The following is a 25106-nucleotide window of genomic DNA, read 5'->3' on the forward strand; positions in this document are numbered from 1 at the left end:
TTTTCCGGCCATCCGTCGCGTCACAAGCGCCGCTTCACGGAACGCGCCGAGGAGTTAGGTAATGCCTGAGCTCTATCATTATCTGCAACAGCTGGTTAACGGTCTGACCGTTGGCAGCACCTACGCCCTGATCGCCATCGGCTACACCATGGTCTACGGCATCATCGGCATGATCAACTTCGCCCACGGCGAGGTGTACATGATTGGCTCGTACGTAGCCTTCATCGTCATCGCCGGGCTGACCATGCTGGGTCTCGATAGTCTCCCCCTGCTGATCATCGGCGCCTTCGCCGCCAGCATCATCGTCGCCAGTGCTTACGGTTACAGCATCGAACGGGTCGCCTATCGACCGCTGCGTGGCAGCAACCGCCTGATCCCGCTCATTTCCGCTATCGGCATGTCGATCTTCCTGCAGAACGAAGTACTGCTCGCGCAGGATTCGAAAGACAAGGCCATCCCCAACCTGATCCCCGGTAACTTGGTGTTCGGCGAGAGCACCATGAACGGTGTGGTGATCTCCTACATGCAGGTGCTGATCTTCGTCGTCACCATCGCGGTGATGTACGGCCTGACCATGTTCATCTCCAAGTCCCGCCTGGGCCGCGCATGCCGCGCCTGCGCCGAGGACATCAAGATGGCCAACCTGTTGGGCATCAACACCAACAACATCATCGCCCTGACCTTCGTCATCGGCGCCACCCTGGCCGCCGTGGCCGCGGTGCTGCTGGGCATGCAATACGGGGTGATCAATCCGCATATCGGCTTCCTCGCCGGCATCAAGGCGTTCACCGCCGCGGTGCTCGGTGGAATCGGCAGCATCCCGGGTGCCATGCTCGGCGGTCTGGTGCTCGGTGTGGCCGAAGCCTTCGGCGCCGACATCTTCGGTGACCAGTACAAGGACGTGGTGGCCTTCAGCCTCCTGGTGCTGGTACTGCTGTTCCGCCCGACCGGTATCCTCGGCCGCCCGGAGGTCGAGAAAGTATGATGACCAAGAACCTCAAGACCGCATTCTTCAGCGCCCTGCTGGTGCTGGCAGTGGCCTACCCGGTACTCGGCCTGAAACTGACCACCGTCGGCATCAAGCTGGAAGTGCACGGCGCCAGCCCGGCCGTGCTGTGGACCATTGCCGCCGTGGCGGTGTTCATGTTCTTCTGGCAGCTATTCCGCGACCGTCTCTCCGCCGCCTGGGCTAGCGCGCCCAGCGTGCCGAAGCTGCCGGCCAGCGCCAGCAACTTCCTCACCCTGCCCTCCACCCAGCGCTGGATCATCCTCGGCCTGGTCGTGGTCGCCCTGGCCTGGCCGTTCTTCGGCAGCCGCGGCGCCGTCGACATCGCCACCCTGATCCTGATCTACGTGATGCTCGGCCTCGGCCTGAACATCGTGGTCGGCCTAGCCGGCCTGCTGGACCTGGGTTACGTCGGTTTCTACGCCGTGGGCGCCTACAGCTACGCGCTGCTGTCGCACTACTATGGCCTGGGCTTCTGGATCTGCCTGCCGATCGCCGGCCTGATGGCGGCGTTCTTCGGCTTCATCCTCGGCTTCCCGGTGCTACGTCTGCGCGGTGACTACCTGGCCATCGTCACCCTCGGTTTTGGCGAGATCATCCGCATCCTGCTGCGCAACATGACCGAGCTCACCGGCGGCCCCAACGGCATCAGCAACATCGACAAACCGACCCTGTTCGGCCTGTCGTTCGAGCGCCGTGCGGCCGAGGGCATGCAGACCTTCCACGAGTTCTTCGGCGTTGCCTACAACTCGATCAACAAGGTGATCTTCCTCTACCTGATCGCCCTGCTGCTGGTCCTGCTGACCCTGTTCGTGATCAACCGCCTGCTGCGCATGCCGATCGGCCGCGCCTGGGAAGCGCTGCGTGAAGACGAGATCGCCTGCCGCGCGCTGGGCATGAACCCCACCGTGATCAAGCTCTCCGCCTTCACCCTCGGCGCCTGCTTCGCCGGTTTCGCCGGCAGCTTCTTCGCCGCGCGCCAGGGCCTGGTGACGCCGGAGTCCTTCACCTTCATCGAGTCGGCGATCATCCTCGCCATCGTCGTGCTGGGTGGCATGGGCTCGCAGCTGGGCATCATCCTCGCCGCCGTGGTGATGATCCTCATGCCCGAGCTGATGCGTGAGTTCAGCGAGTACCGCATGTTGTTCTTCGGCGCCCTGATGGTGCTGATGATGATCTGGCGTCCGCAGGGCCTGCTGCCCATGCAACGCCCGCACCTGGAGTTGAAACCATGAGCCGCCCGATTCTTGAAGTCAGCGGGCTGACCATGCGCTTCGGCGGCCTGCTGGCCGTCAACAATGTCGCCCTGACCGTGCAACCCAAGCAGGTGGTCTCGATGATCGGCCCGAACGGCGCCGGCAAGACCACCGTGTTCAACTGCCTGACCGGCTTCTACCAGCCCACCGGTGGCGTGATCCTGCTCGACGACGAGCCGATCCAGCACCTGCCGGGCCACAAGATCGCCCACAAGGGCGTGGTGCGTACTTTCCAGAACGTTCGCCTGTTCAAGGAAATGACCGCGGTGGAGAACCTGCTGGTCGCCCAGCACCGCCACCTCAACACCAACTTCCTCGCCGGCCTGCTGAAGACCCCGAACTTCCGCCGCAGCGAGAAGGCGGCCATGGAGTACGCGGCGCACTGGCTGGAAGAAGTGAACCTCACCGACGTGGCCAACCGCCCGGCCGGCACTCTGGCCTACGGCCAGCAGCGCCGCCTGGAAATCGCCCGCTGCATGATGACGCGCCCGCGCATCCTCATGCTCGACGAGCCGGCCGCCGGCCTCAACCCCAAGGAAACCGAGGATCTCAAGCAGCTGATCGGCATGCTACGCAACGACCATGACGTGACCGTGCTGCTGATCGAGCACGACATGCACCTGGTCATGAGCATCTCCGACCACATCTATGTGATCAACCAGGGCACTCCCCTGGCCGACGGCACGCCGGAGCAGATCCGCAACAACCCGGACGTGATCAAAGCCTATCTGGGGGAGGCGTAAGCATGCTGAATTTCAACAACGTCTCCACCTTCTACGGCAAGATCCAGGCCCTGCACAATGTCAGCATCGATGTCGAGCAAGGCGAGATCGTCACCCTGATCGGTGCCAACGGCGCCGGCAAATCGACCCTGCTGATGACCTTGTGCGGCTCGCCGCGCGCGGCCAGCGGCAGCATCCGCTACATGGGTGAGGAACTGGTCGGCCAGGAATCCTGCGACATCATGCGCAAGAGCATCGCGGTAGTGCCGGAAGGCCGCCGCGTGTTCGCCCGCCTGACCGTCGAGGAGAACCTAGCCATGGGCGGCTTCTTCGGCAGCAAGGGCGACAACCAGGAGCAGCTGGACAAGGTCCTACAACTGTTCCCGCGCCTCAAGGAGCGCTTCGCGCAGCGCGCCGGCACCATGTCCGGCGGCGAACAGCAGATGCTCGCCATCGGCCGCGCGCTGATGAGCAAGCCCAAGCTGCTGCTGCTCGACGAGCCGTCTCTGGGCCTGGCACCGATCATCATCCAGCAGATCTTCGACATCATCGAACAGCTGCGTAAGGATGGTGTGACCGTGTTCCTGGTCGAGCAGAACGCCAACCAGGCGCTCAAGCTGGCCGACCGCGCCTACGTGCTGGAGAACGGACGCATCGTCATGCAAGGCACCGGTGCCGATCTGCTGGTCGATCCGAAAGTGCGAGACGCCTACCTCGGCGGCTGATGTCGATGGCTCGAATGAAACGGCCCCTCGTGGGCCGTTTTCATTTGTACCGACCGAAGGCCACACAGGAGGCGCGCGCCTCTATAGAATCGCCCCCTTTTTCCGCGCCCACCGCACCCGGTGGATTGCGGGAGCCGGCAGCCGCTCGATCGCGATGCCGCACCGCAGCCACGTTATCCACGTGGCGGTTGAACCACAGGAGCACCAAGCATGATCCACCGTCCCCTCCTGCAGCTGATCACGCGCACCAGCCTGGTCCTGCAGATCGCCATCGGCCTGATCGCCGGCATTCTCCTCGCCCTGCTCGCCCCGCAGGCCACCGATGAGGTCGGCTTCCTCGGCAGCCTGTTCATCTCCGCGCTCAAGGCCGTGGCACCGGTGCTGGTGTTCATCCTGGTGGCCTCGGCCATCGCCAACCACACGCCGGGCCAGCCCACTCACATCCGCCCGATCCTGGTGCTGTACCTGATCGGCACCCTGGCCGCCGCCATCGTCGCGGTGATTGCCAGCAGCCTGTGGCCATCCACCCTGGTGCTGAGCAGTGCCGCCTCCGGTTCGACCCCGCCCGGCGGCATCGGCGAGGTCCTCAAGTCGCTGGCCCTGAGCGCGGTGGACAACCCGATCAGCGCCCTGGCCAACGCCAACTTCATCGGCATCCTGAGCTGGGCCATCGGTATCGGCATCGCCATTCGCCACGGTAGCGACACCACTCGCGCGGTATTCGCCGACCTGGCCAGCGGCGTGTCGCTGATCGTCAAGGTAGTGATCCGCTTCGCCCCGCTCGGCGTGTTCGGCCTGGTCGCCACCACCTTCGCCGACGCCGGCCTCAAGGCCCTGGTCGGCTACGCCCAGCTGCTCGCCGTGCTGATCGGCTGCATGCTGTTCGTCGCCCTGGTGGTCAATCCGCTGATCGTCTTCAGCCAGATCCGCCGCAACCCCTACCCGCTGGTGTTCACCTGCCTGCGCGAGAGCGGCATCACCGCCTTCTTCACCCGCAGCTCGGCGGCCAACGTGCCGGTCAACCTGCAGCTGGCCGAACGCCTCGGCCTGCATGAGGACACCTACTCGGTGTCCATCCCGCTGGGCGCCACCATCAACATGGCCGGCGCGGCCATCACTATAAGCGTGCTGACCCTGGCCGCCACCCATACCCTGGGCATCGCCGTCGACATGCCCACCGCCATCCTGCTCTGCGTGGTCGCCGCGATCTGCGCCTGCGGCGCCTCCGGCGTGGCCGGCGGCTCGCTGCTGCTGATCCCGCTGGCCTGCAGCCTGTTCGGCATCCCCAGCGAAACCGCCCTGCAGGTGGTCGCCATCGGCTTCATCATCGGCATCCTGCAGGACAGCGCCGAAACCGCGCTGAACTCCTCCACCGACGTGCTGTTCACCGCCGCGGCCTGCATGGCACGCGACAAGGCCTGAGAACACCGCAACAAGAAGGCCGCCTCCGGGCGGCTTTACGCCCGCAGCACTTGCCCAACCGGCCGAGCGAATGAACAATCGCTGCCAACGAAAGGACGCCTCGGCGAGCTCACTCAAGGAACAGAGTCCATGGAAGGTAACTCCGTCACCAGCTGGTTCGGCGAGCACTTCACCGAACTGCATCCACTACTGCAGCGCCTTCATCGGGAAGGTGGCGAGCTGGCAGGCGAGGTAGAGGTGCGCTACGGCCAGGGCCTGGCCGGCCTGCTCGGCCGTCGCCTGGCAAACAAACTGGGGCTCGCGCCGCACAGGGCCCCGGCGAACAGCTGCTGATACTGCACGGCCGTCCAGACGGCTGGACAGCGCAACTACTCAACCTATGAACCAAGCGGAAAAGGGAGCCTTTCCATGGGTAAATTCGGCATCACATTACTTCTGACCATGCTCGCGGGCAGCGCCTACGCCGGCTGCGGCGAGGGCCGTGGCACCTGTTACTACTACAAGAAGGGCGAACTGAAGGGCCAGGGCGAATGCGCCGTGACCACCTGCGCGGCCACCGACCAGTACTTTCACAGCGAATGGGTCTGGGACAACGGCAATACCGTAAACATCACCCCGACCAAGGACAAGCTGGGCACGCTGGTAAACGACAAGCCGGGCTATGCGCTGCAGCTGCCGTTCAAGGACGAGGAAATGATCTGCTATGCGATCTCCGAAAACGACGAACTGGTGTGCAACGACTCCGGGATCTTCTAGTCGGCGTAGCACACCGGCGAGCTGGACGGTCCGCGCCGCTCCAGCTCTTCCTCGAGGAATTCGGCCAGCACCCGGGCGTTGTTGAGGCGCTCTTCGCGAGCGGCAAACAGCAGCGTCAGCGTACCGCGCTCCGCCATGGCCAGCAGGCCCTGCCAGTGCTCGGGATGGGCCGCCAGCTCGCCGCGGTAGAGCAGGCGAAACTCGTCGAACAGCGCGGGATCGTGACAGAAGCCCTTGCGCAGGGTGTCCGACGGCGCCACGTCCTTGGGCCAGGCGCTCAGGGCCAGGCTCTCCTTCTTGCAGCCGCGTGGCCACAGGCGGTCGACCAGCACCCGCTCGCCATCGGCGGCGTCGATCGGCTCGTACACACGCTTGCAGCGGATCATCGTTTACTCCACATCGTCCGGGTCGTCGTCCTGATCATCGTTGTCGGCGCTGATCGCCCCCAGGCAGATCAACTCGTGCGCGCCCTCAGCATCCTCGATATGCCAGGCATCCGGCGCGGCGCCCGGACGGGCGGCCGCCACGGCGGCGGCGCTGAAACGCCAGAGGCGACGGGTGCGGCCGTCCATGCACTCGACGCTCAGCTGGCCCTGTTCGTCCAGCTCGAACTGCCAGGCATGCAGGCCATCGATCAGCAGCATGTCGGCCTGCTCCAGTTCTTGCAGCAGGCTGGTGGTCTCGGTCATCTCGGTCTCCCGGTCGGCAAAGGCCACATGATACGTCAGGCGCTGCGCGGCAGTTCCAGGCTGGCCTGTAGCCCTCCGCTGTCGAGGTTGCGCAGGCGAATGCTGCCGGCATGCCGACGGGCGATGCTCTGCACGATCGCCAGCCCCAGCCCGGCGCCCTGGCCATTGCCGCGGCTGTAGAAGCGCTCGAAGACTCGCTCGATATCCTCGGCAGCAATGCCGGGTCCCTGATCCTCGACCTGCAGCAGCAGGCGCTGCGCGTCGGCACTCAGGCGCACCTGCAGCATGCCGCCCGCCGGCGAATGATTGACCGCGTTGGTCACCAGGTTCTGCAGGGCGATGCCCAGGCTGCCCGGGTCGGCATTGAGGCGGTAGTCACCCTCCCCGGCTTCCAGATCCAGCTCCAGGCCCTGCTTGAGTACCCAGGGGGTCAGCTCGGCCAGAGTCTCGCGCACCAGCGCCAGCACATCGACCTGCGCCAGCTCGCCGCGCTCCAGCGGCGGCTCCATGCGCGCCAGGGTGAGCAGCTGATTGACCACCCGGGTGGCGCGGTCGATGCCGCCGAGCAGGTAGCCCAGCGATTGCTGGCGCTCTTCCTCGTCGCGCGCCTGGGTGGCGTTCTGTACATGCACGCGCAGCACCGCCAGCGGCGTGCGCAACTCGTGGGCGGCATCGGCGATGAAGCGCCGCTCGCGCTCCAGCAATTGTTCGATCTGCCCCAGCAGGCGATTAAGTGCCGCCTGCATGGGCGCCAGCTCGCTGGGCAGCGGTTCGAGCTGCAGCGGCTCCAGCGAGTCGGCATGGCGGGCGCGAATCACCGCGGCCATGTTGCGCAGCGGCGCCAGTCCCCAGCCGATGGCCCACCACAACAGCGCGGCGAGCAGCAGGCTGCCGAGCAGGGTCGGGAACAGCGTATGGCGAACGATGCTGGTGACCAACTCGCGGCGCACGTCATCACGCTCGCCGGTCCAGATCAGCAGCCCGTGGGCGCTGTCGCGCAGCAGAAAGCCGCGCCATTTGTGCTCACCCAGGTCGAGCGTGGCAAAGCCCTCGGCCAGCGTCGGCCCGCTCAGCTGCGGAGCACCCGCGCTGTGCACCAGCAGGCGACCGGCAGCGTCCCAGACCTGGAACGCCAGCTTGCTCTCGTAGGGGTGGCCGGGCTTGCTGCGTTGCCCGGCCTGTGCCAGCGCCTCGTTGAAGGCCCGGTACAGGCCGGCGCGTTCTTCCTCGAGCACCGGGGTGCGCATCAATCCCTGCAGCAGACGGGCGCTGTGCGCCAGCTGGGCGTCGTAGATTTCCTCGACCTCGTGGGTGCTGTCGAAGTAGTTGAACAGAGTCATCGCCAGCGTGCCCAGCAGCATCAACCCCAGCACCAGGGCCAGGGTACGGCGGCGCATGGAGGTCATGACTGCTCCTCGACCAGGTAGCCGACGCCGCGCACGGTGCGGATCAGGCCGCTGAACAGCTTCTTGCGCAGGTGATGGATGTGCACCTCGAGGGTGTTGCTCTCGGCCTCCTCATCCCAGCCGTAGAGCAGCTGGGCCAGGCGCTCGCGGGTCAGCACCCTGCCCGGCTGCGACAGCAGTTCGTGCAGCAGCAGGTACTCCTTGGGCGTCATCGGCACCGGCTTGCCCTGGTAGCTGACCTGCTGGCTGGACGGGTCGAGGCTGACCCCGGCGTGTTCGATGCGCAGCTCGGCGCGCCCGGCACTGCGGCGCAATAGCGCGCGCAGGCGGGCCTTGAGCTCATCGAGGTCGAAGGGTTTGACCAGGTAATCGTCGGCGCCGGCATCCAGCCCGGCGATGCGATCCTCGGTGGCATCGCGCGCCGTCAGAATCAGCACCGGCAGCGCCGAGCCACTGCGGCGCAGCTCGCGCAGCACCTGCAGGCCGCTCATGCGCGGCAGGCCGAGGTCCAGCACCAGCAGGTCGAAGTCCTCGCTGAGCAGGGCGTGCAGCGCACTGGCGCCGTCCTGCAGCCAGTCCACCGTGTAGCCTTCCTGGCGCAACCCCAGGCGCAATCCCTCGCCCAGGGCCTTGTCGTCCTCGACCAGCAGCAAGCGCATCGCGCCTCCTCAGTTGAGTTTCCTGTTCACTTCCAGCAGCAACTGGTCGATCTCGCCCTTCCGGCCGCTGTCGGCCAACTCGCGTCCCGGCCGCGGCGCGGCCTGCTTGGCTTTCTCCAGCGCCGCCTTGGCCTCGGCATAATGCCCCTGGCGCAGCAGATGGTCACCCCAGAAATACAGGCTGTCGATCCCCTCGGGATTAACCTTGAGCGCCTGGCGCAGCAGCTGGTCGGCCTTGTCCTCGTCGCCGAAACCGATGGGCCAGCCCGGCACACGGTCATACAGCGTACCCAGACTGGTGTAGGCCGAGCCCTGCAACGCAGCCGGGTCGAGGGCGATGGCCTTCTCCAGGTAGGCCTTGGCGTCCTTGGCCTTGCCCAGCGCGCCCAGCCCGCCCTGGGCGCCAGCCCAGCTGCTGGTGACGATGCCATGCCAGACCCAGGCCTCGGCCGCCTGCGGTTGTTCGCGGGTGAAGGCGGCGCTGTCGGCCGCGAGTTTCTCCAGCGCGGCCTCACGCTGGGGCTCGGGCAGCTGGTACTGGATCTCGGCCCAGCGCGTCTGTACCGCATGCAGGCGGGCCTGGCCAGCCTCGTCCAGGGCCCAGGCGGGCAGGCTCAGTCCGGCCGCGAGCATCAGGGGCAGCAAGCGTTTCATGGGCGCATCTCCTTGTGAGTGAATTGACGAATCAGCGGCAGCTGCTTGCGCAGCGCCTTATCCACCAGGCCCGGCAGCAGGCCGTTGAGGCGGACGAAGAACTTTTCCGGCCAGCCCAGGTAGAGCTCGCTGTGGTCCAGCTCGATGGCGCGCAGTACTGCATCGGCGACGCTTTCAGGCGGGTCCATGGCCACCTTGAGGGCGCTGTTCAGGGCCACCACCTGCGCACTGTTCATCGGGGTGCGGGTGGCACGCGGCGCCACGTAGAGCACGCCGACACCGGTGTCGGCCATCTCCCGGCGCAACGCCTCGGAGAAACCGCGCAGGGCGAACTTGCTGGCGCAGTAGGTGGCATAGCCGGGGTAGCCGATGGAGCCGTAGATGGAGCCGACATTGACCAGCAGCGCCTGCCGCTGCTGACGCAGCAGCGGCAGCATGGCGCGGGTCAGCTGGACGGTGGCGACCAGGTTGATACCCAGCAGCTCGGCCACGGCCTGGTCATCCAGCTGCTCCAGCAGGGCGAAACGGTTAACCCCGGCCGCGTTGATCAGCAGGTTGACCCCGCCGAGGGCACGCGCGGCATCCACCACCGCCTGGCGGCCGCTGGCACTGCCGAGATCGGCCGCCACCACCCGTACCTGCTTCGGATAACGCCCGCGCAGCTCGCTCAGCGCCCCCTCCTGGCGGGTCACCGCGATCAGCTGCGCGCCGCCGGCACAGAGCTTTTCTGCCAGGGCCAGGCCGATACCGCCGCTGGCCCCGGTGAGCACCGCACGGCACTCAGGCAAGCGCATGCTGCACCTCGTTCTGCACCGTGCGCGGTAGGCCACGGAACATGTCGGCGTACAGGCGATAGACCACCTTGCTGACATGGATGACCGCCGCCTTGTCCTCGTCGCGCTCCAGGCGGTTCATCAGCTCGCGGAAATGCTGCATGTGGCCGATGTCCAGGGCGCCGTGCGAGGTCAGGTAGCTGAACGCCTGCGGCGGCAGGGCCAGGCGTTGCTGGATGGTGCCGGCGGCCTGGGTGGCCAGGGCGATGCTGGTGCCCTCGAGCACGTTGACCATGCCGAACAGGCCGACCGGGTTGCCACGGGCGATGGTGTCGTACAGATAGCTGACCATCAGCTCGATGGCCTGGCTCGGCTGGCCCAGGCGCACGGCCTCGGCGTCGCCACCGCAGGCGGCGATGTCGTTGAGGATCCACTGCTCATGGCCGTATTCCTCGTCGATGTACTCGCACACCGCCTTGCGCAGCCACTCCTGCGAGGACGGCAGGCGCGCGCCGCAGGCCATCATCAGCGGCACGGTGTGGCGCACGTGGTAGTAGGCCTGGGTCAGGAAGGCGACGTAGCCTTCCAGGCCGACCTGGCCAGCCAGCGCATCGCGGATCACCGGTACGGCGTAAAGCGCTTCGCGTTCCTCGCAGGTGGCTTCCTGCAGTTGGTCGAAGAAATTCATGGGAATACCTCAGGCGTTGACGGGTTCGGAAAAGTGTTCGCGGTAGCGCGCCAGGATGGCGTCGCGTTTAGGTCGGCCATTGGCCGTGAGCAAACCGTTGGCGGGGCTGAACGGTGTATCCAGGCGCACCCAGCGCCCGACTCGGGCGTAATCCGGCAGGCCGCCGTTGGCTTTCTGTACGGCGGCCTCGATGGCCGCATCGGCGCAGTTCGGGTCCAGCGGCCAGAGCAGCGCGACATTGCTCGGCAGGCTCTCGCCATAGACGAAGGCCTGCATCAGCACGCCGCCCTGGGTCAGCTCGGCCTCGACCCACTCGGGGTTGACGTTGCGGCCGAAGCTGGTGACGAACTGGTGCTTCTTGCGCCCGCGCAGGCTCAGGTAGCCGTCGGCATCGAACTCGCCGATATCGCCGGTAGGCCACCACTGCCCTGCGAAGGGCGTGTCCCCCAGGTAGCCGAGCAGGGTCGAGCCGGCGACCAGCACTTCGCCATCCTCGGCCAGGCGCACCTGCACATGCGGCAGCGGCCGCCCGACCGTGCCGGGACGCTGGGCGCCGGGGCGATTGAGGCAGACCACGCTGGCGCACTCCGACAGGCCGTAGCCCTCGAACACCGGCAGGCCGACGCGCTGCGCACGCTCCAGCAGCTCCGGCGAGACCCGCGCGCCACCGACGGCGATAAAGCGAAAGCCGGCTGCCGGGACAAAGCCACGCTCCACCGCCACCACCAGACCGAACAGCAGCTGCGGCACCAGGATCAGGCTCTGGCAACCGTGCCGGACCATCTGCCCGAACAGCTTCGGCCACTCGACGGAGCCGGCGACGCTCATGCCCAGCTCCTGCTGGGTCGGCAGATGCAGGGTGGCGCCGGCGATCAGTGCGGCGTACAGACCGAGGTTTTCCAGCAGCACGGCCAGCGGCAGGACAGCCATGTAACGCTGCGGCGCGCACTCGCGGCTGACCAGCTCCAGCTCGGCGGCGACCCGCAGCATGGCCTCGGCACTCAGGCACACGCCCTTGGGCACGCCAGTGGTGCCGGAGGTGTAGGTGATCTTCGCCGTGCCGGCGGGCAGCGGCAGGCCGGCTGGCGCGCTGTCACGCTGCCAGAACTCACCGGCGACGGCGAAGCCCAGCGGTGCCAGTTCCTCGGCGAACGGCCCCTCGGCCAGTGCCAGGGTGGCACCGCTCTGCTCCAGGCAATGGGCGCGCTGGGCCGGACTGAAGAACGGCGGCAGGATCAGGCAGGCCACGCCGGCGCGCAGCGCCGCCAGGTCCCAGATCAGCGCCTCGCAGCCGTTGTTCAGGGCCAGGGCCAGCAGTGGCACCTGTAGGGCGCGCAACCGCGCCCCACGGATCTCCACCTCCCGCCACAGCTGGGCGTAATCGACCTGGCGCTGGCTGTCGCTCAGCGCCAGGGCGGTGGGACACTGGACGGCATGGTGCTGCAGCGCAGCGAACAGCGGATCAGGCTGCATGGGGCGCCTCCGCACAGGCCGAGTGCAGCCCCAGGCGCTGCGGGATGCCGCGTTCGCACAGCTGGCGATAGCCAAGCTGAATGCTGCCGGCGAACACCTGCGGGCGCTGCTCGTAGTACTGGCCCCAGTCATGACGCTGCTCGCCCAGCACGGTCGGATCGGCCGAGCACAGGCGCAGCGGCTCCAGACCGAGGCGATGGAAACTGTTGATCAGCGACGCGGCGCCGGTGAACACCACCCACTGCAGGCCGCGCCGGGCCAGCAGGTAGGTCATGATGACGATGATCATGCGTGCGCTGCCGGTGCTGACCGACGCCAGGTTACCGACTTCGACTATCTCGTCGCGCAACACCGGACGCTCCGCCAGGCGGGCGATGATCTGCTCGACCGGCGCGGCCAGGTACTGCTCGAGGAACAGCGGCTGCTCGACGGCCAGACGCGCGCCACACACGGCGCTCAGGTGCTGCCGGGCATCGTGCAGGCCGAACAGGTCGGGCATGAAGCTGCTGATCCGCGCCCCGTGCGCCTCATCGAAACGCTGGCGGATGAATTCCTCGAAGGCCTGGCGCTGCACGTTGCCGGCCCGCGCCAGCCACAGGCTGGTGCTGCGCTCGGACTCGCCGCCGAGCGGCAGCGGAAAACTGCTATTCCAATCGGAATGAGCCATGGCACTCCCCTCTCTGGTTTGCCTTGAGGGGGAGTATCGGTAGCGAGTCTTAATGAATCCTGAAGCTACCGGAAGACTTCAGGCGCCAGCCTCCAGGCGCGCCAGACGCTCCTCGAGGGCGGCCACCCGGGCCTCCAGCTCGGCGATGCGCGAGTCGTCCTGCGCGCCGCGCGCCGGTGCATCGGCCTGCCGCGCGGCCAGCAGGGCTTCCAGATCAGCCGCCTCGCCCAGCAGGTGCATGTAACGGTCCTCGCGCTGGCCGCTCTGGCGTGGCAGCAGGCAGGCCAGCTCGCGGCCGATCAAGCGCTCCAGCTGGTGCTGAACCTCGGCGCCGTCCTCGAACTGGTACAGGCGGTTGCTGCGGGTGAGCAGCTCGTTGATGGTCTGCGGCCCGCGCAGGAATAGCAGGCCGAGCAGCGCCTGCTGCGGCTTGACCAGCTCCAGCCCCTTGTCCACCCGATGCTCCCAACGGTCGGCGCGGCCACCCATCACCAGGCGGGTCAGGCCGCGCCCCTCGAGGGCGCGCAGGGCCTGGCCGACCTGGCCTTCGGTGAGGTTCATCAGCGGCTCGCGGCTGGTCTTCTGGTTGCAGGCCAGGACCAGGGAGTTGAGGGTCAGCGGGTAGGTTTCCGGGGTGGTGGCCTGCTTCTCGATCAGGCAGCCGAGGATGCGGACCTCGGTGGCGTTGAGCGGCTCGAAGCCTTCGGTGGCGCTGGACATGGGGCGATTCCGTGCGAGGTAGAAAAGGCCACTAGCCTGCCACGAGCGGCGCGCGCTGGGAACTCAGGCGCCCGGGTAGGCCTGCAGCTCTTCGTCGGTGGCGACCAGGGTTTCGCTGGCGGTCACCACCTGGTCGCGACCACGACTCTTGGCCTGATAGAGGGCCTGGTCGGCGGCGTTGAGCCATTGGGTGGCGTCCAGCTGGAACGGACTGTAGCCGGCCAGGCCGATGCTGAGGGTGATGCGCAGCTCGGGCGCCAGCGGGCTGCGCACCTCGGCCAGCTCCTGGCGCAGGCGCTCCATCACTTCGCCAGCCAGCACCGGTGGGGTGTTGGGCAGGATCACGCAGAACTCGTCGCCGCCGTAGCGCCCGGCCATGTCCTCCTGGCGCAGGCTCAGCACCAGCTTCTCGCTGAGCAGGCGCAGCACGCTGTCGCCGACCAGGTGGCCGTGCTGGTCGTTGATCCGCTTGAAGTGGTCCACGTCGATCAGCGCCACCGTGGCGCGCTGCTGGCCGCCGCGGCACTTGATGAACTCGCTCTGCAGCAGGTCCTGCCAGTAACCGTGGTTGAACAGGCGAGTCAGGCTGTCGGTGCGGCTGGCCGCGCGCAGCGCCTGCTTGTGCTCGGCCAGCTTTATGCTCAGGCGATAGCTGACCCAGCCCAGCGCCAGCGGATAGAGGATCAGCATCGGCAGGCAGGCATACAGCTGCGGCATGCTGGTATCGGGGTTGAATGCCGGGCCGAACAGCAGCAGGGCCAGGCCGGTGCCAGCCAACATGGCCAGGCTGCCCTTGAGGAAGAAGCGCGCGCCGCCGGCGGCGATGTTGTTCATCGCCATCATCGCCAGGATGGTCACGGTCGGCAGCACGTTGAACTGCATGGTCGCCGCCCAGAAGCCGCCGAACACCGAGTCGATCAGCAGGTTGCGCCGTTCGGCCTTATAGGGTGTGGCCGATAAACGTGCCAGCTGGTAGGCCAGGTGCGGCCAGAGGAAGCCGTTGAACACCAGCAGCGCCCACAGCCAGGGCGCCGGGCGCAGCGGCCAGAGCGCGAACGCCACACAGAAGAAGCCGATGCCCAGGCCGATGCCGCGGGGCAGGTAGATGCGCTTGGCGAATGACAGGCCAGAGCCCGTGCTTCTATCCATGGTCACACTCGGGGCGGTCTCGTCATGAGGATGGCCGCATCGCCGCGACTATACAAGCTTGCGGGATGTTTCCGACTTGAGCTGGCGGCCCGGGCTGGGTAAGTTTGCCGCACTCGCAAGGAGAGCCATCGATGACCCACGCCCGTTCGCTGCTGTTCGCCGCCCTGCTGCCGCTGTTTGCCGGTTGTCAGCTGTTCGAAGTGTACGACGCCACGCCCCCCACGCCGGTCCAGCGCCTGCAAGGCCAGCTGTTCCTGGAACAGGGCCAGCTGATTCTCCAGCCCTGCGGCGAAGAGCGCCGCATTGCCCTGATCAACGACGGCAGCAGCGACATCATGCGTGATGCGGGCGAGCTGCTGGCCGGCGGCAACGACAGCCTGTTCGTCGACCTGCGCGGCTGGCCGGTGGCGACCAAGCAGGCGGGCCTGGACGGCGAGCTGCGCCTGGACCAGGTCTACCGCCTGCAGGGCGAAGGCCCGGCCTGCAACGAGCCGGGCTTCGATCGCCTGCTGCTGCGCGCCAGCGGCCATGAGCCGGACTGGACCCTGGGTGTCGGCGAACAGGGCCTGGTGCTGCTGCGCCCGAGCCAGGAGCCGCTGGCCGTGCCCTACCTGGAAGAGCAGCTGCCCAACGGCAGCTTCAGCCTCAGCAGCGAGGCCAACGGCCAGCGCCTGGAACTGTGGCTGGCGCCGCAAAGCTGCGTGGACAGCATGAGCGGCGCGGTGCAGCACCTCAGTGCCGAGCTGCGCCTGAACGGCGAAGTGCAGCGCGGCTGCGCGTCCCTGGGTGGTGCGCGCAACCGCTGAGCCGACCGCGCCTCGCTTTCGTGAGGCCCCTGGGCCGCCTATGCTGAAGACGGACCCAGACAGTCGGAGACTGCCATGCTGCGTATTGCCCTGAACGGATACGGGCGCATCGGTCGCGCCCTGCTGCGCGCCTTGTTCGAACGCGGGCTGGAAAGCCAGCTGCACGTCGAGGCGATCAACGAGACCGGCGATTTCACCACCCTGGCCCATCTGACCCGCTTCGACTCCACCTTCGGCCGCTTCCTCGGCCAGGTGGACATCCATGAAGACGTGATGCAGGTGCGCGGCCAGTCGATCCGCCTGATCGGCCAGAAGGATTTCACCCAGCTGCCGTGGAAGCAGCTGGCGGTGGATGTGGTGGTGGACTGCACCGGCAAGGCTAAGAAACGCATTCTCGCCGAACAGCACCTGACCGCCGGCGCGCCGCGCGTGCTGCTCTCACACCCGCTGGAGACGGCCGACCTGACCGTGGTCTACGGGGTCAACCATCACCTGCTGGGCAACCAGCAGATCGTCTCCAACGCCTCTTGCACCACCAACTGCCTGGCGCCGCTGGCCCAGGTGCTGCACACCGCGGTGGGCATCAAGCAGGGCCTGATGACCACGGTGCACGCCTACACCAACGACCAGAACCTGCTCGACAAGACCCACAACGACCTCTATCGCGCCCGCGCCGCCGCGCTGTCGATGATCCCCACCGCCACCGGGGCGGCCAAGACCATCGGCCTGGTCATCCCCGAACTGGAGGGCCGCCTGGACGGCATGGCGGTGCGGGTACCGACCGCCAACGTGTCGCTGCTCGACCTGACCTTCACCAGCGAACACCCGACCAGCCGCGAGGCGGTCAACGACATCCTGCAGAAGGCCGCGCGCCAGCTGCCGCTGGGGGTGATGGAGTGCAACGACCTGCCGCTGGTGTCCGCCGACTTTAACGGCTACCCGGTGTCCTGCGTGGTCGACCTCAACCACACCCGGGTGCAGGACGGCAATCTGGTCAAGGTGCTGGCCTGGTACGACAACGAGTGGGCCTTCGCCAATCGCCTGCTGGACGTGCTGCAGGCCTGGCTCAAGCCGCTGGAGCCGAATCGCACGGTGCCGGTGCAGCCCGGCTAGTCGCCGGCCCGCAGATAGCACAGGGTGGTACGCCGCGAACCGGCGCCACGCCGCTGTGGGTCGGGGAAGGTCTCCACCTCGACGAAACCGGCCTTGCGCATCATGCCCGCCGAGCCGGCGTTCTCCTCGTGGCGCTCGATGTAGATATCGCGAATGCCCTGGGCAGTCAGGCCCTCTATCGCCTCGCCGAGCAAACGACTGCCCAGGCCGCGCCCGGCCAGTTCGCGGTGCACCACCGCCTCGCCGACATAGCCCATGGGCCGATCACGACGCTCTTTCGCCTGATAGCGCTCGAAGTTGCTGCTGGCCAGGAAGGTGACGAAGCCGGCCAGCGCACCACCCTCCTGTTCCGCCAGCACGGCCTGTACCGAGCCCTCGGCGATGCCCTGCAGGTGCGCCAGTACGGCCTCCTGCGGCAGGTAGTTCCAGGGATTGGGGCCGTGCTCGAAGATGAACACGGCCATGGCCGGGATGTCCTCGGGCCGCGCCGCGCGGCTGGTGAAGGTTTCGTTCACAGTCCGCTCCTGGGCAAATCCGGCAGGGCCGCGCCGCGCTCGACACAGGCCGCCACCGCCTCGATCAGCGGCGTCAGGTCGTAGCCCTGCTGCGTCAGCCAGGCATCGCAGTAGTAGCTGGTGGCGTAGCGCTCGCCGCCGTCGCAGAGGATGGTCACCACCGAACCGCTCTGGCCGGCCTCGACCATCTGCAGCGCCGCCAGCAGCGCACCGATCAGGTTGGTGCCGCTGGAAGCGCCGACGCGGCGGTTCAGGCGCTGCGCCAGGTAATGCATGGCGGCCAGGGACAGGGCATCCGGCACCTTGCACATGGCGTCCAACACCTGAGGCATGAACGACGGCTCGACCCGCGGCCGGCCGATGCCCTCGATGCGCGAGCCGCAGTCCAGGGTGAGGCTGCGATCGCCGCTGACGTAGCTGTCGAAGAACACCGAGCGTTCGGCGTCGGCGCACAGCACGCGGGTGGCGTACTGGCGGTAACGCACGTAGCGGCCCAGGGTGGCCAGGGTGCCGCCGGTGCCGGGGCTGGACACCAGCCAGGTCGGCTCGGGGAAACGCTCATGGCGCATCTGCTGGAAGATTGACTCGGCGATGTTGTTGTTCGCCCGCCAGTCGGTGGCGCGCTCGGCGTAGGTGAACTGGTCCATGAAGTGGCCGCCGGTCTCGCCGGCCAGGCGCACGGACTCGGCGTGGATGCGCGTGGGGTCGTCGACCAGGTGGGCCTGGCCGCCGTAGAAGGCGATCTGCGCCAGCTTCTCTCTGGCCGTGCTGGCCGGCACCACGGCGATGAAGGGCAACCCCAGCAGGCGGGCGAAGTAGGCCTCGGAGATGGCGGTGGAGCCGCTGGAGGCCTCGATCACCGGCGCACCGGGCTTGAGCCAGCCATTGCACAGCGCATAGAGGAACAGCGAGCGGGCCAGGCGGTGCTTGAGGCTGCCGGTGGGGTGACTGGACTCGTCCTTGAAGTACAGCTCGACGCCCGGCAAACCCGGCAGTGCCAGGGGAATCAGGTGGGTATCGGCGCTGCGCTGGAAGTCCGCCTCGATGATGCGCACCGCCTCGCGGGTCCACTGGCGTGTATCGGTCATGACGTGCTCCTCAATCCAGAATGCCGACGGGCGCTGGGGCGGCGCTGCGCCACTGGCTCAGCGCCACGCCGACGAACACCAGGGCCGCGGCGGCGTACTGGGCCGGTGTCAGGCTCTCGCCCAGCAGCAGCGCGGCGAAGATCAGGGTGAACACCGGCAGCAGGTTGGTGAAGCCGGACGCCTGACTGGCCGGCAGGCGGCTGACGCCGAAGTTGTACAGGCCGTAGGCGCCGACCGTCACCACCACGCCGAGGTAGATCACCGAACCGATGCCGAGCAGGCCGAACTGACTCGGCAGCGGCTCGGTGACCAGCGCCAGCGGCAGGAAGAACAGCGAACCGATGAACGCCTGCATGGCGGTGAGGATGAAGGGCGAGTAGCGCTCGGAGAGGAACTTCAGCAGCAGCGTGTAGCAAGTGGCGCAGAGCATGGCGACGAATTCGTAGAAGTTGCCCAGCAGCGGCGCCGGCGCATGGCTGTCCGCCTCGCTGGCCACGCTCAGCCAGATCGCCCCGATCACCGCCAGGAGAAAGCCGGCCCAGGTGCTTCTGGCCACGCGCTCATGCAGAAACAGGAACGCACCCATGGCCACCAGCAGTGGCAGCAACGCGGTGATCATACCGGCCTGGGTGGCGCTGGTGTGCTGCAGCGCCAGAGCCTCGAAGATAAAGTACAGGCAGGGCTCGCAGGCCGCCAGGGCCAGCAGGTAGCGCCAGTCGCCGGGGCGGTAGTCGAGGCGTCCACGCCAGCGCCAGGCCAGCAGGAACACCAGGCTGCCCAGGGCCATGCGGCCGAAGATCACCCACATCGGCGGCAGTTCGGCGAAGGCGAACTTGAGGGCGATGAAGGAGCTGCCCCACAGGGCCATGGCCAGCACCAGGCACGCCATCGCGAACAACCGTCCCTGCGGGGCCATCACCACTACCTCTGGGTCAAAAACTCAGTGTAGGTGGCGGGCCCAGAGGCGGACAGACACAGCGGCGAGGAGAAACTGTGTCGCCTTACTGCTCCCAGGGCTTGCCGCGTGTCCTTGGCTCCAGCGGCAGCTGCTGCAGCACCGCCGCCTTGGCCAGCATGTAGGCGCTGACCGGGGCGCTGATGAACAGGAACAGGCTGATCAGCAGCTCGTGAGAGCTCAGGGTGCGCTCGCCGGCGCTGAAGAAGATCAGCGAGGCCACCACCATCCCGCCGACACCCAGGGTGGTGGCCTTGGTCGGGCCGTGCAGGCGGGTGAAGAAGTCCGGCAGGCGATACAGGCCGATGGCACCGATCAGGACGAAGCCGCTGCCGAGCAGAAGCAGCGCGCAGATGAGGATTTCCAGCCACAGGCTCATTCGATGATGTCTCCGCGCAGCATGTACTTGGCCACCGCCACGGTGCTGACGAAGCCGAGCACGGCGATCAGCAGGGCGATCTCGAAGAACAGCTCGGTGCCCTTCCAGATGCCGTAGAGGATGATCAGGGCGATGGCGTTGATGTACAGGGTGTCCAGCGCCAGCACCCGATCCGGCAGACTGGGGCCCTTGATCAGGCGCGCGGCGGCCAGCAGCAAAGCCGCGGCGAGCATGGCCAGGCAGACCGGGATCACGTAGCCGAGCATGGGAATATCTCCTTCAGCGGCGCCTCGTAACGCTGCTTGATCTCGTCGATCATCGCCTGCGCATCCGGCACGTCGAGGCCATGCACCAACAGGTTGCGCCGATCCAGGCTGAGGTCGGCGGCCAGCGAGCCGGGGGTCAGCGACACCACGCTGACCAGCACGCTGATGGCCAGCTCGTTGTCCAGGTCGATCGGCACCTCGACGAAGGCCGGACGCAGCTCGCGCACGCGCCCCAGGGTCAGGCGCGCCACCTGGAAGTTGGCGACCAGGATGTCGCCCATCACCATCAGCAGGAAGCGCAGCAGCTTGAGCGGCTTCCAGTGCGGCGGGTGCTCCACCAGCAGGCGGTTGCAGGCCAGCGGGATCAGCACGGCCAGCACGCCGCCCAGCAGCCACTGGCCGAAGGCGAAAGTGTCCACCAGCAGCATCCAGGTCAGCAGCAGCAACAGGCTCTGCGCCGGGTGCGGCAGCAGTCGTTTCATGGCCGGACCTCCCCGATCAGCGCCCGGTACGGCGCAAGGTCGTGCAGTTGGGCACCGGCGGCGCGGCTGTAGTCCAGCAGCGGCGCAGCCAGGGCCACCAATCCCAGGCTGCTGGCAAGCAGCAGCACACAGGCCGCCAGGCGGCCGCGGTCCAGCTCGGCGCTGTCCAGGGTGCTGGTGCCGACCCGCCAGAACAGGGTACTGCCGGCGCGGCTGAAGGCCACCAGCGCGGCGAAGCCACCGAGCAGCACCACCGCCCACAGCGCTGCCGACGGTGCGGCCTGGAGCAACAGCAGCTTGCCGAGGAAACCGGACAGCGGCGGCAGGCCGATCACCGCCACGGCGCCGAAGAAAAACAGCGCGCCGAGCAGATGGGGATTCTCCAGCGCCGCACCCTGCACCAGTTCGCCACCATGCCTGCCGCGCTGGCGGACGATCAGGTCGGCGAGCAGGAACAGGCCGCCGGCCACCCAGGTGCTGTGCAGCAGGTAGAACAGCGCCGCCGCAATGGCCTCGGGCGTGCCGATGGCCACCGCCGCCAGCAGCGTGCCGGCGGACACCAGCACCAGGTAGGCCAGCAGCGTTTGCAGGTTGCGCGCGGCCAGGGCGCCCAGCGCACCAAACGCCAAGGTGGCCAGGGCCAGCGGCCATAGCCAGGGCTGGACCAGATTGGCCAGCTCGCCGCCACCGCTGCCGAATACCAGGGTGCAGACCCGCAGGATGGCGTAGATGCCGACCTTGGTCATGATCGCGAACAGTGCCGCCACCGGTGCACTGGCCGCGGCATAGGCACGCGGCAGCCAGAAGGACAGCGGCAACAGCGCCGCCTTGAGGGCGAACACCAGTATCAGCAGCAGGCCGGCGGCGGCCAGCAGCGGCACGCTGTCACCGCTGGCCGTGGCGACCCGCCGGGACAGGTCGGCCATGTTCAGGGTACCGCTGACCCCGTAGATCAGGCCCAGGGCGATGAGGAACAGCGCCGAGCCGACCAGATTGAGGATCACGTAGTGCAGCCCCGCCCTCACCCGCTCGGCGCTGCGGCCGTACAGTAGCAGCGCGTAGGAGGCGATCAACAGGACCTCGAAGAACACGAACAGGTTGAACAGGTCGCCGGTAAGGAAGGCGCCATTGATGCCCAGCAGCTGGAACTGCAGCAGGGCGTGGAAACGCGGGCCGCGGCGATCATCGCCACGCAGGGCGTAGAGCACCACGGCGCTGGCCAGCACGGCGACGGCCAGCAGCAACAGGGCGCTGAGCCGGTCGAGCAGCAGGACGATGCCGAACGGTGGCTGCCAGTCGCCCAGGGCATAGACGTGCAGGCGGCCATCGTCGGCCTGCAGCAGCAGGGCCACGGCCAGCGGCAACAGGGCCAGGGTGGCGAGCAGCGACAGGGTGCGCTTGAGGCGCTCCAGCGACGGCAGCACCAGCAGCAGCGCGCCGACCAGCAGGGGGATCAGGATCGGCAGGATGATCAAGTGATTCACGACGCCCGCTCCCGGTCCGACTGGCCGTCCGGCTTACCGTCCACATGGTCATTACCCAGGTTGGCCACGCCGCGCAGGGCCAGGACCACGACGAAGGCGGTCATGGCGAAGCCGATGACGATGGCGGTCAACACCAGCGCCTGGGGCAGCGGGTCGGCCGGGTTGCCGCCCTGCCCCAGCACCGCTACGTCGCCACTTAGGCGGCCCATGGAGAACAGGAACAGGTTGACCGCGTAGGACAGCAGGGTCAGGCCCAGCACCACGGCGAAGGTACGCGCGCGCAGCAGCAGGTACACGCCGCTGGCGGTGAGCAGGCCGAGGGTTGCGGCGAACAGCGCTTCCATCAGTGGATCTCCTTGCTCGCGGGTGGGGACAGGCTGAGCTTGCCCAGGTTGACCAGCACCATCTGGGTGGCGCCGACCACGGTGAGGTACACGCCGAGGTCGAACAGCATGGCGGTGGCCAGCTCGAACTCACCCACCAGCGGCAGCTCGAAGTGGCCGAAGGCGGACGTCAGGAAGGGCCGGCCGAACACCCAGCTGCCGAGCCCGGTAAGCGCGGCGATCAGCACGCCGGCGCCGGCCATGCGCTGGTAGTTCAGCGGCAGGCGCTGCTCGACCCAGACCACGCCGCTGGCGATGTACTGCAGGGCCAAGGCCACAGCGGTGATCAGCCCGGCGATGAAGCCGCCGCCCGGCAGGTTGTGGCCACGCAGGAAGATGAACACCGAGATCAGCAACGCCAGCGGCAGCAGCAGGCGCGACAGGGTCATCAGGATCAGCGGGTTCTTCGCCCAGGCCCAGCGCCGGCCCTGGGGATCGCAGGTCGGATGGGTCAGGCGCAGGCCGTCGAGCATGGCGAAGATACCGACGGCGGCGATGGCCAGCACGGTGATCTCGCCCAGGGTATCGAAGCCGCGGAAGTCCACCAGGATCACGTTGACCACGTTGGTGCCGCCACCGCCGCTGATGCTGTTGGCCAGGAAGAACTCGGCGATGCCGGTGTCGTAGGGGCGGGTCAGTACCGCGTAGGCCAGCACCGCCACCAGTGCGCCACAACCGCCGGCCAGCAGCAGGTCGCGCAGGATGCGCGGCAGCGAACTCTCGCCGGGCGTGCGCGACGGCAGGTAATAGAGCGCCAGCATCAGCAGGATGATGGTCACCACCTCCACCACCAGTTGGGTCTGCGCCAGGTCCGGTGCGGAGAAACGGGCGAAGGCCAGGGCCACCAGCATGCCGCCGACACCGAGGATCAGCAGCGCCACCAGGCGCTGGCGATGGAAGATCGCGGTGAGCAAGCCGCTGGCCGCCAGCACCAGCATGCCCAGGGCGGTGAAACCGTCGAGCGGGCTGAGGCCGCGCTCGCCGGTCAGCTGCGGCAGCGGCGCCAGGGCCACGCCGACCAGCACCAGGGCGCTGCCCAGCAGCAACGCCAGATAGCGTTGCAGCGAGCCGTTCTCCAGGCGCGAGGTGATCCAGCCGGCCAGGGCCACCAGGCGCTGGACCTGTTGCTCGAACACCTCTTTGGCATCCACCTCCGGCAGGCTTTCGTAGGCGCGGAACAGCGGCTTGCGCCCGACATAGACGAGGATGCCGCCGACCAGCGCCAGACAGCTCATCGCCAATGGCAGGTTGAAGCCGTGCCAGATCGCCAGGTCATAGGCCGGCAGCGCCCCGCCCAGGCTGGCCTGCGCCGCCACTGCCAGCAGCGGCGCCACCGTGTAGCCCGGCAGCATGCCCACCAGCAGGCAGAGGAACACCAGGATCTCCACCGGAATCTTCATGTAGCGCGGCGGTTCGTGAGGCGGGAACTTGGGCAGGTTGATCGGTTCGCCGTTGAAGAACACGTCGTGGATGAAGCGCAGCGAATAGGCCACCGAGAACACCGCGGCCAGGGTCGCCAGCGGCGGGATCAGCCAGTTGAAGTAGTTGCCCTGCAGCGCCTGTTGCAGGGTCTCGCCGAAGAACATTTCCTTGCTCAGGAAGCCGTTGAGCAGCGGCACCCCGGCCATCGCCGAGGACGCCACCATGGCCAGCACGGCGGTATGCGGCATGTACTTCCACATGCCGTTGATGCGGCGCATGTCGCGGCTGCCGGTCTCGTGGTCGATGATGCCGGCGGCCATGAACAGCGAGGCCTTGAAGGTGGCGTGGTTGATGATATGGAACACCGCGGCGACGTTGGACAGCTGCGAGTCCATGCCCAGCAGCAGCACGATCAGGCCCAGGTGGCTGATGGTCGAGTACGCCAGCAGGCCCTTCAGATCGTGCTGGAACAGCGCCATCACCGCGCCGAGCAGCAGGGTCGCCAGGCCGGTGAGGCCGACCAGGTAGAACCACAGATCCGAGCCGGCCAGCGCCGGATACAGACGTGCCAGCAGGAATACCCCGGCCTTGACCATGGTCGCCGAGTGCAGATAGGCCGACACCGGGGTGGGCGCCGCCATCGCGTGGGGCAGCCAGAAGTGGAAGGGGAACTGCGCCGACTTGGTGAAGGCGCCAAGCAACACCAGCACCAGTGCCACCGGGTAAAGGGCGTGGGCGTGGATCAGCTCGGCCGAGGCCAGCACCACGCTGAGCTCGAAGCTGCCGACAATATGGCCGATCAGCAGGATGCCGGCGAGCAGCGCCAGCCCTCCTCCCCCGGTCACCGCCAGGGCCATGCGTGCGCCCTTGCGGGCATCGCTGCGCTTGCTCCAGAAGCCGATCAGCAGGAACGACGACAGGCTGGTCAGCTCCCAGAAGGTCAGCATCAGCAGCAGGTTTTCCGACAGCACTACGCCGAGCATGGCGCCCATGAACAGCAGCAAGTAGCTGAAGAAGCGGCCGATGGCCTCGCGCTCGGACAGGTAGTAGCGGGCGTAGAGGATCACCAGCAGGCCGATGCCGAGGATCAGCAGGGCGAACAGGAAGGCCAGGCCATCCAGGCGCAGGGACAGGTTGAAACCGATCTGGCTCAACCAAGGTTGCGACACCAGCAACAGCTCGCCGGCGAATACCCGCGGTGCCAGCCACAGCAGGATGCCCAGGCCCAGCAGCGGCGCCACAGCGGTGGCCAGGCTGCACGCGAGGCGGCCATGACGCTCGAACAGGACGGGAAGGAAGGCGCCGAGAAACGGCAGTCCGACGATGAGCAGCAGCTCCATGAATCTCCCCTGTCCAGGCCCGGTCCGGCTGGCGGATCGGGCAAATCTACTCTGTTCCTCGCGCGGCCGGGCCTCTGTTTGCGAAGGGCGTGCCGCGATTATCCATAA

General features: G+C 67.3%; 29 protein-coding genes. 9 read left to right on the plus strand and 20 right to left on the minus strand.

What is annotated here, in order from left to right:
• Positions 1–61: 61 nt before the first annotated feature.
• From livH to OH686_RS04550, 7 genes are all read left to right on the plus strand, one after another.
• Positions 62–985, plus strand: coding sequence for a high-affinity branched-chain amino acid ABC transporter permease LivH (gene livH / locus OH686_RS04520; protein ID WP_289536426.1), 924 nt, complete (start codon positions 62–64; stop codon positions 983–985).
• Positions 985–2241, plus strand: coding sequence for a high-affinity branched-chain amino acid ABC transporter permease LivM (locus OH686_RS04525; protein WP_289536428.1), 1257 nt, complete (start codon positions 985–987; stop codon positions 2239–2241). Before livH ends, OH686_RS04525 begins: the two co-directional genes overlap by 1 nt.
• The gene (livG, locus tag OH686_RS04530; RefSeq protein WP_137972504.1) at positions 2238–3005 is read left to right on the plus strand and encodes a high-affinity branched-chain amino acid ABC transporter ATP-binding protein LivG; all 768 of its coding nucleotides are present in this window, start codon (positions 2238–2240) and stop codon (positions 3003–3005) included. The genes OH686_RS04525 and livG overlap by 4 nt, the downstream gene beginning before the upstream one ends.
• Before the next feature lie 2 nt (positions 3006–3007).
• Positions 3008–3709: an ABC transporter ATP-binding protein gene (locus OH686_RS04535; RefSeq protein ID WP_137972503.1), complete on the plus strand. Its 702-nt coding sequence runs from the start codon at positions 3008–3010 to the stop codon at positions 3707–3709.
• Positions 3710–3919: 210 nt separating this feature from the next.
• A complete protein-coding gene (gene sstT, locus OH686_RS04540; protein ID WP_289536430.1) occupies positions 3920–5131 on the plus strand; it encodes a serine/threonine transporter SstT in 1212 nt (403 codons plus the stop codon).
• A 129-nt stretch (positions 5132–5260) separates the two neighbouring features.
• Positions 5261–5464 carry a hypothetical protein gene (locus OH686_RS04545; RefSeq protein WP_289536431.1) on the plus strand — a complete coding sequence of 68 codons (204 nt, stop codon included), beginning with the start codon at positions 5261–5263 and terminating at the stop codon, positions 5462–5464.
• 75 nt (positions 5465–5539) lie between these two features.
• Positions 5540–5887, plus strand: a complete 348-nt coding sequence (locus tag OH686_RS04550) for a hypothetical protein (RefSeq protein WP_289536432.1) — start codon at positions 5540–5542, stop codon at positions 5885–5887.
• Here OH686_RS04550 and OH686_RS04555 read toward each other — a convergent pair.
• The 11 genes from OH686_RS04555 to OH686_RS04605 form a co-directional block, all read right to left on the minus strand.
• A complete protein-coding gene (locus OH686_RS04555) occupies positions 5884–6273 on the minus strand; it encodes a DUF488 domain-containing protein (RefSeq protein ID WP_289536433.1) in 390 nt (129 codons plus the stop codon). The genes OH686_RS04550 and OH686_RS04555 overlap by 4 nt on opposite strands.
• 3 nt (positions 6274–6276) lie before the next feature.
• Entirely contained in the window at positions 6277–6576 is a 300-nt protein-coding gene (locus OH686_RS04560) for a DUF5629 family protein (RefSeq protein ID WP_289536434.1), read from the minus strand.
• A gap of 35 nt (positions 6577–6611) precedes the next feature.
• Positions 6612–7982, minus strand: a complete 1371-nt coding sequence (locus tag OH686_RS04565; RefSeq protein WP_289536435.1) for an ATP-binding protein — start codon at positions 7980–7982, stop codon at positions 6612–6614.
• Positions 7979–8641 (minus strand): response regulator, encoded by a 663-nt coding sequence (locus OH686_RS04570; protein WP_289536436.1) that lies wholly within the window; start codon positions 8639–8641, stop codon positions 7979–7981. Before OH686_RS04570 ends, OH686_RS04565 begins: the two co-directional genes overlap by 4 nt.
• A gap of 9 nt (positions 8642–8650) precedes the next feature.
• Positions 8651–9295, minus strand: a complete 645-nt coding sequence (locus OH686_RS04575; protein ID WP_289536437.1) for a tetratricopeptide repeat protein — start codon at positions 9293–9295, stop codon at positions 8651–8653.
• On the minus strand, positions 9292–10089 hold the full coding sequence (locus tag OH686_RS04580; RefSeq protein WP_289536438.1) for an SDR family oxidoreductase: 798 nt from the start codon (positions 10087–10089) through the stop codon (positions 9292–9294). The genes OH686_RS04575 and OH686_RS04580 overlap by 4 nt, the downstream gene beginning before the upstream one ends.
• A complete protein-coding gene (locus OH686_RS04585; RefSeq protein WP_289536440.1) occupies positions 10076–10756 on the minus strand; it encodes an iron-containing redox enzyme family protein in 681 nt (226 codons plus the stop codon). The genes OH686_RS04580 and OH686_RS04585 overlap by 14 nt, the downstream gene beginning before the upstream one ends.
• A 9-nt stretch (positions 10757–10765) precedes the next feature.
• A complete protein-coding gene (locus OH686_RS04590; RefSeq protein ID WP_289536442.1) occupies positions 10766–12229 on the minus strand; it encodes an AMP-binding protein in 1464 nt (487 codons plus the stop codon).
• Complete coding sequence (locus OH686_RS04595; protein WP_289536443.1) at positions 12219–12896, minus strand: thermostable hemolysin; 678 nt, start codon at positions 12894–12896, stop codon at positions 12219–12221. The genes OH686_RS04590 and OH686_RS04595 overlap by 11 nt, the downstream gene beginning before the upstream one ends.
• A 78-nt stretch (positions 12897–12974) precedes the next feature.
• Positions 12975–13616, minus strand: a complete 642-nt coding sequence (locus tag OH686_RS04600) for a YceH family protein (protein WP_289536445.1) — start codon at positions 13614–13616, stop codon at positions 12975–12977.
• Between the two features lie 63 nt (positions 13617–13679).
• Positions 13680–14765: a diguanylate cyclase gene (locus OH686_RS04605; protein WP_289536446.1), complete on the minus strand. Its 1086-nt coding sequence runs from the start codon at positions 14763–14765 to the stop codon at positions 13680–13682.
• A gap of 131 nt (positions 14766–14896) precedes the next feature.
• Here OH686_RS04605 and OH686_RS04610 point away from each other — a divergent pair, with 131 nt between their 5' ends.
• Positions 14897–15571, plus strand: coding sequence for a COG3650 family protein (locus OH686_RS04610; protein ID WP_289536447.1), 675 nt, complete (start codon positions 14897–14899; stop codon positions 15569–15571).
• A gap of 75 nt (positions 15572–15646) precedes the next feature.
• Positions 15647–16684: a type I glyceraldehyde-3-phosphate dehydrogenase gene (gene gap, locus OH686_RS04615; protein WP_289536449.1), complete on the plus strand. Its 1038-nt coding sequence runs from the start codon at positions 15647–15649 to the stop codon at positions 16682–16684.
• Here the strand turns inward: gap and OH686_RS04620 are convergent.
• From OH686_RS04620 to OH686_RS04660, 9 genes are all read right to left on the minus strand, one after another.
• Entirely contained in the window at positions 16681–17148 is a 468-nt protein-coding gene (locus tag OH686_RS04620; RefSeq protein ID WP_502942799.1) for a GNAT family N-acetyltransferase, read from the minus strand. The genes gap and OH686_RS04620 overlap by 4 nt on opposite strands.
• 47 nt (positions 17149–17195) lie before the next feature.
• Positions 17196–18287, minus strand: a complete 1092-nt coding sequence (locus tag OH686_RS04625; RefSeq protein WP_289536452.1) for a PLP-dependent cysteine synthase family protein — start codon at positions 18285–18287, stop codon at positions 17196–17198.
• 10 nt (positions 18288–18297) lie between these two features.
• Entirely contained in the window at positions 18298–19203 is a 906-nt protein-coding gene (locus OH686_RS04630) for a DMT family transporter (protein WP_289536454.1), read from the minus strand.
• Between the two features lie 85 nt (positions 19204–19288).
• A complete protein-coding gene (locus OH686_RS04635) occupies positions 19289–19621 on the minus strand; it encodes a Na+/H+ antiporter subunit G (protein WP_289536455.1) in 333 nt (110 codons plus the stop codon).
• Complete coding sequence (locus OH686_RS04640; protein WP_137972488.1) at positions 19618–19887, minus strand: K+/H+ antiporter subunit F; 270 nt, start codon at positions 19885–19887, stop codon at positions 19618–19620. The genes OH686_RS04635 and OH686_RS04640 overlap by 4 nt, the downstream gene beginning before the upstream one ends.
• Entirely contained in the window at positions 19872–20369 is a 498-nt protein-coding gene (locus OH686_RS04645) for a Na+/H+ antiporter subunit E (RefSeq protein ID WP_289536456.1), read from the minus strand. The genes OH686_RS04640 and OH686_RS04645 overlap by 16 nt, the downstream gene beginning before the upstream one ends.
• Entirely contained in the window at positions 20366–21853 is a 1488-nt protein-coding gene (locus OH686_RS04650) for a monovalent cation/H+ antiporter subunit D (protein ID WP_289536457.1), read from the minus strand. Before OH686_RS04650 ends, OH686_RS04645 begins: the two co-directional genes overlap by 4 nt.
• The gene (locus OH686_RS04655; protein WP_289536459.1) at positions 21850–22197 is read right to left on the minus strand and encodes a Na+/H+ antiporter subunit C; all 348 of its coding nucleotides are present in this window, start codon (positions 22195–22197) and stop codon (positions 21850–21852) included. Before OH686_RS04655 ends, OH686_RS04650 begins: the two co-directional genes overlap by 4 nt.
• Positions 22197–24998 (minus strand): monovalent cation/H+ antiporter subunit A, encoded by a 2802-nt coding sequence (locus OH686_RS04660; protein ID WP_289536460.1) that lies wholly within the window; start codon positions 24996–24998, stop codon positions 22197–22199. The genes OH686_RS04655 and OH686_RS04660 overlap by 1 nt, the downstream gene beginning before the upstream one ends.
• Between the last annotated feature and the right edge of the window lie 108 nt (positions 24999–25106).

Origin of the sequence: Pseudomonas sp. SO81 (assembly GCF_030374125.1) — a bacterium.
In the GTDB taxonomy this organism is placed as follows: Bacteria; Pseudomonadota; Gammaproteobacteria; order Pseudomonadales; family Pseudomonadaceae; genus Aquipseudomonas.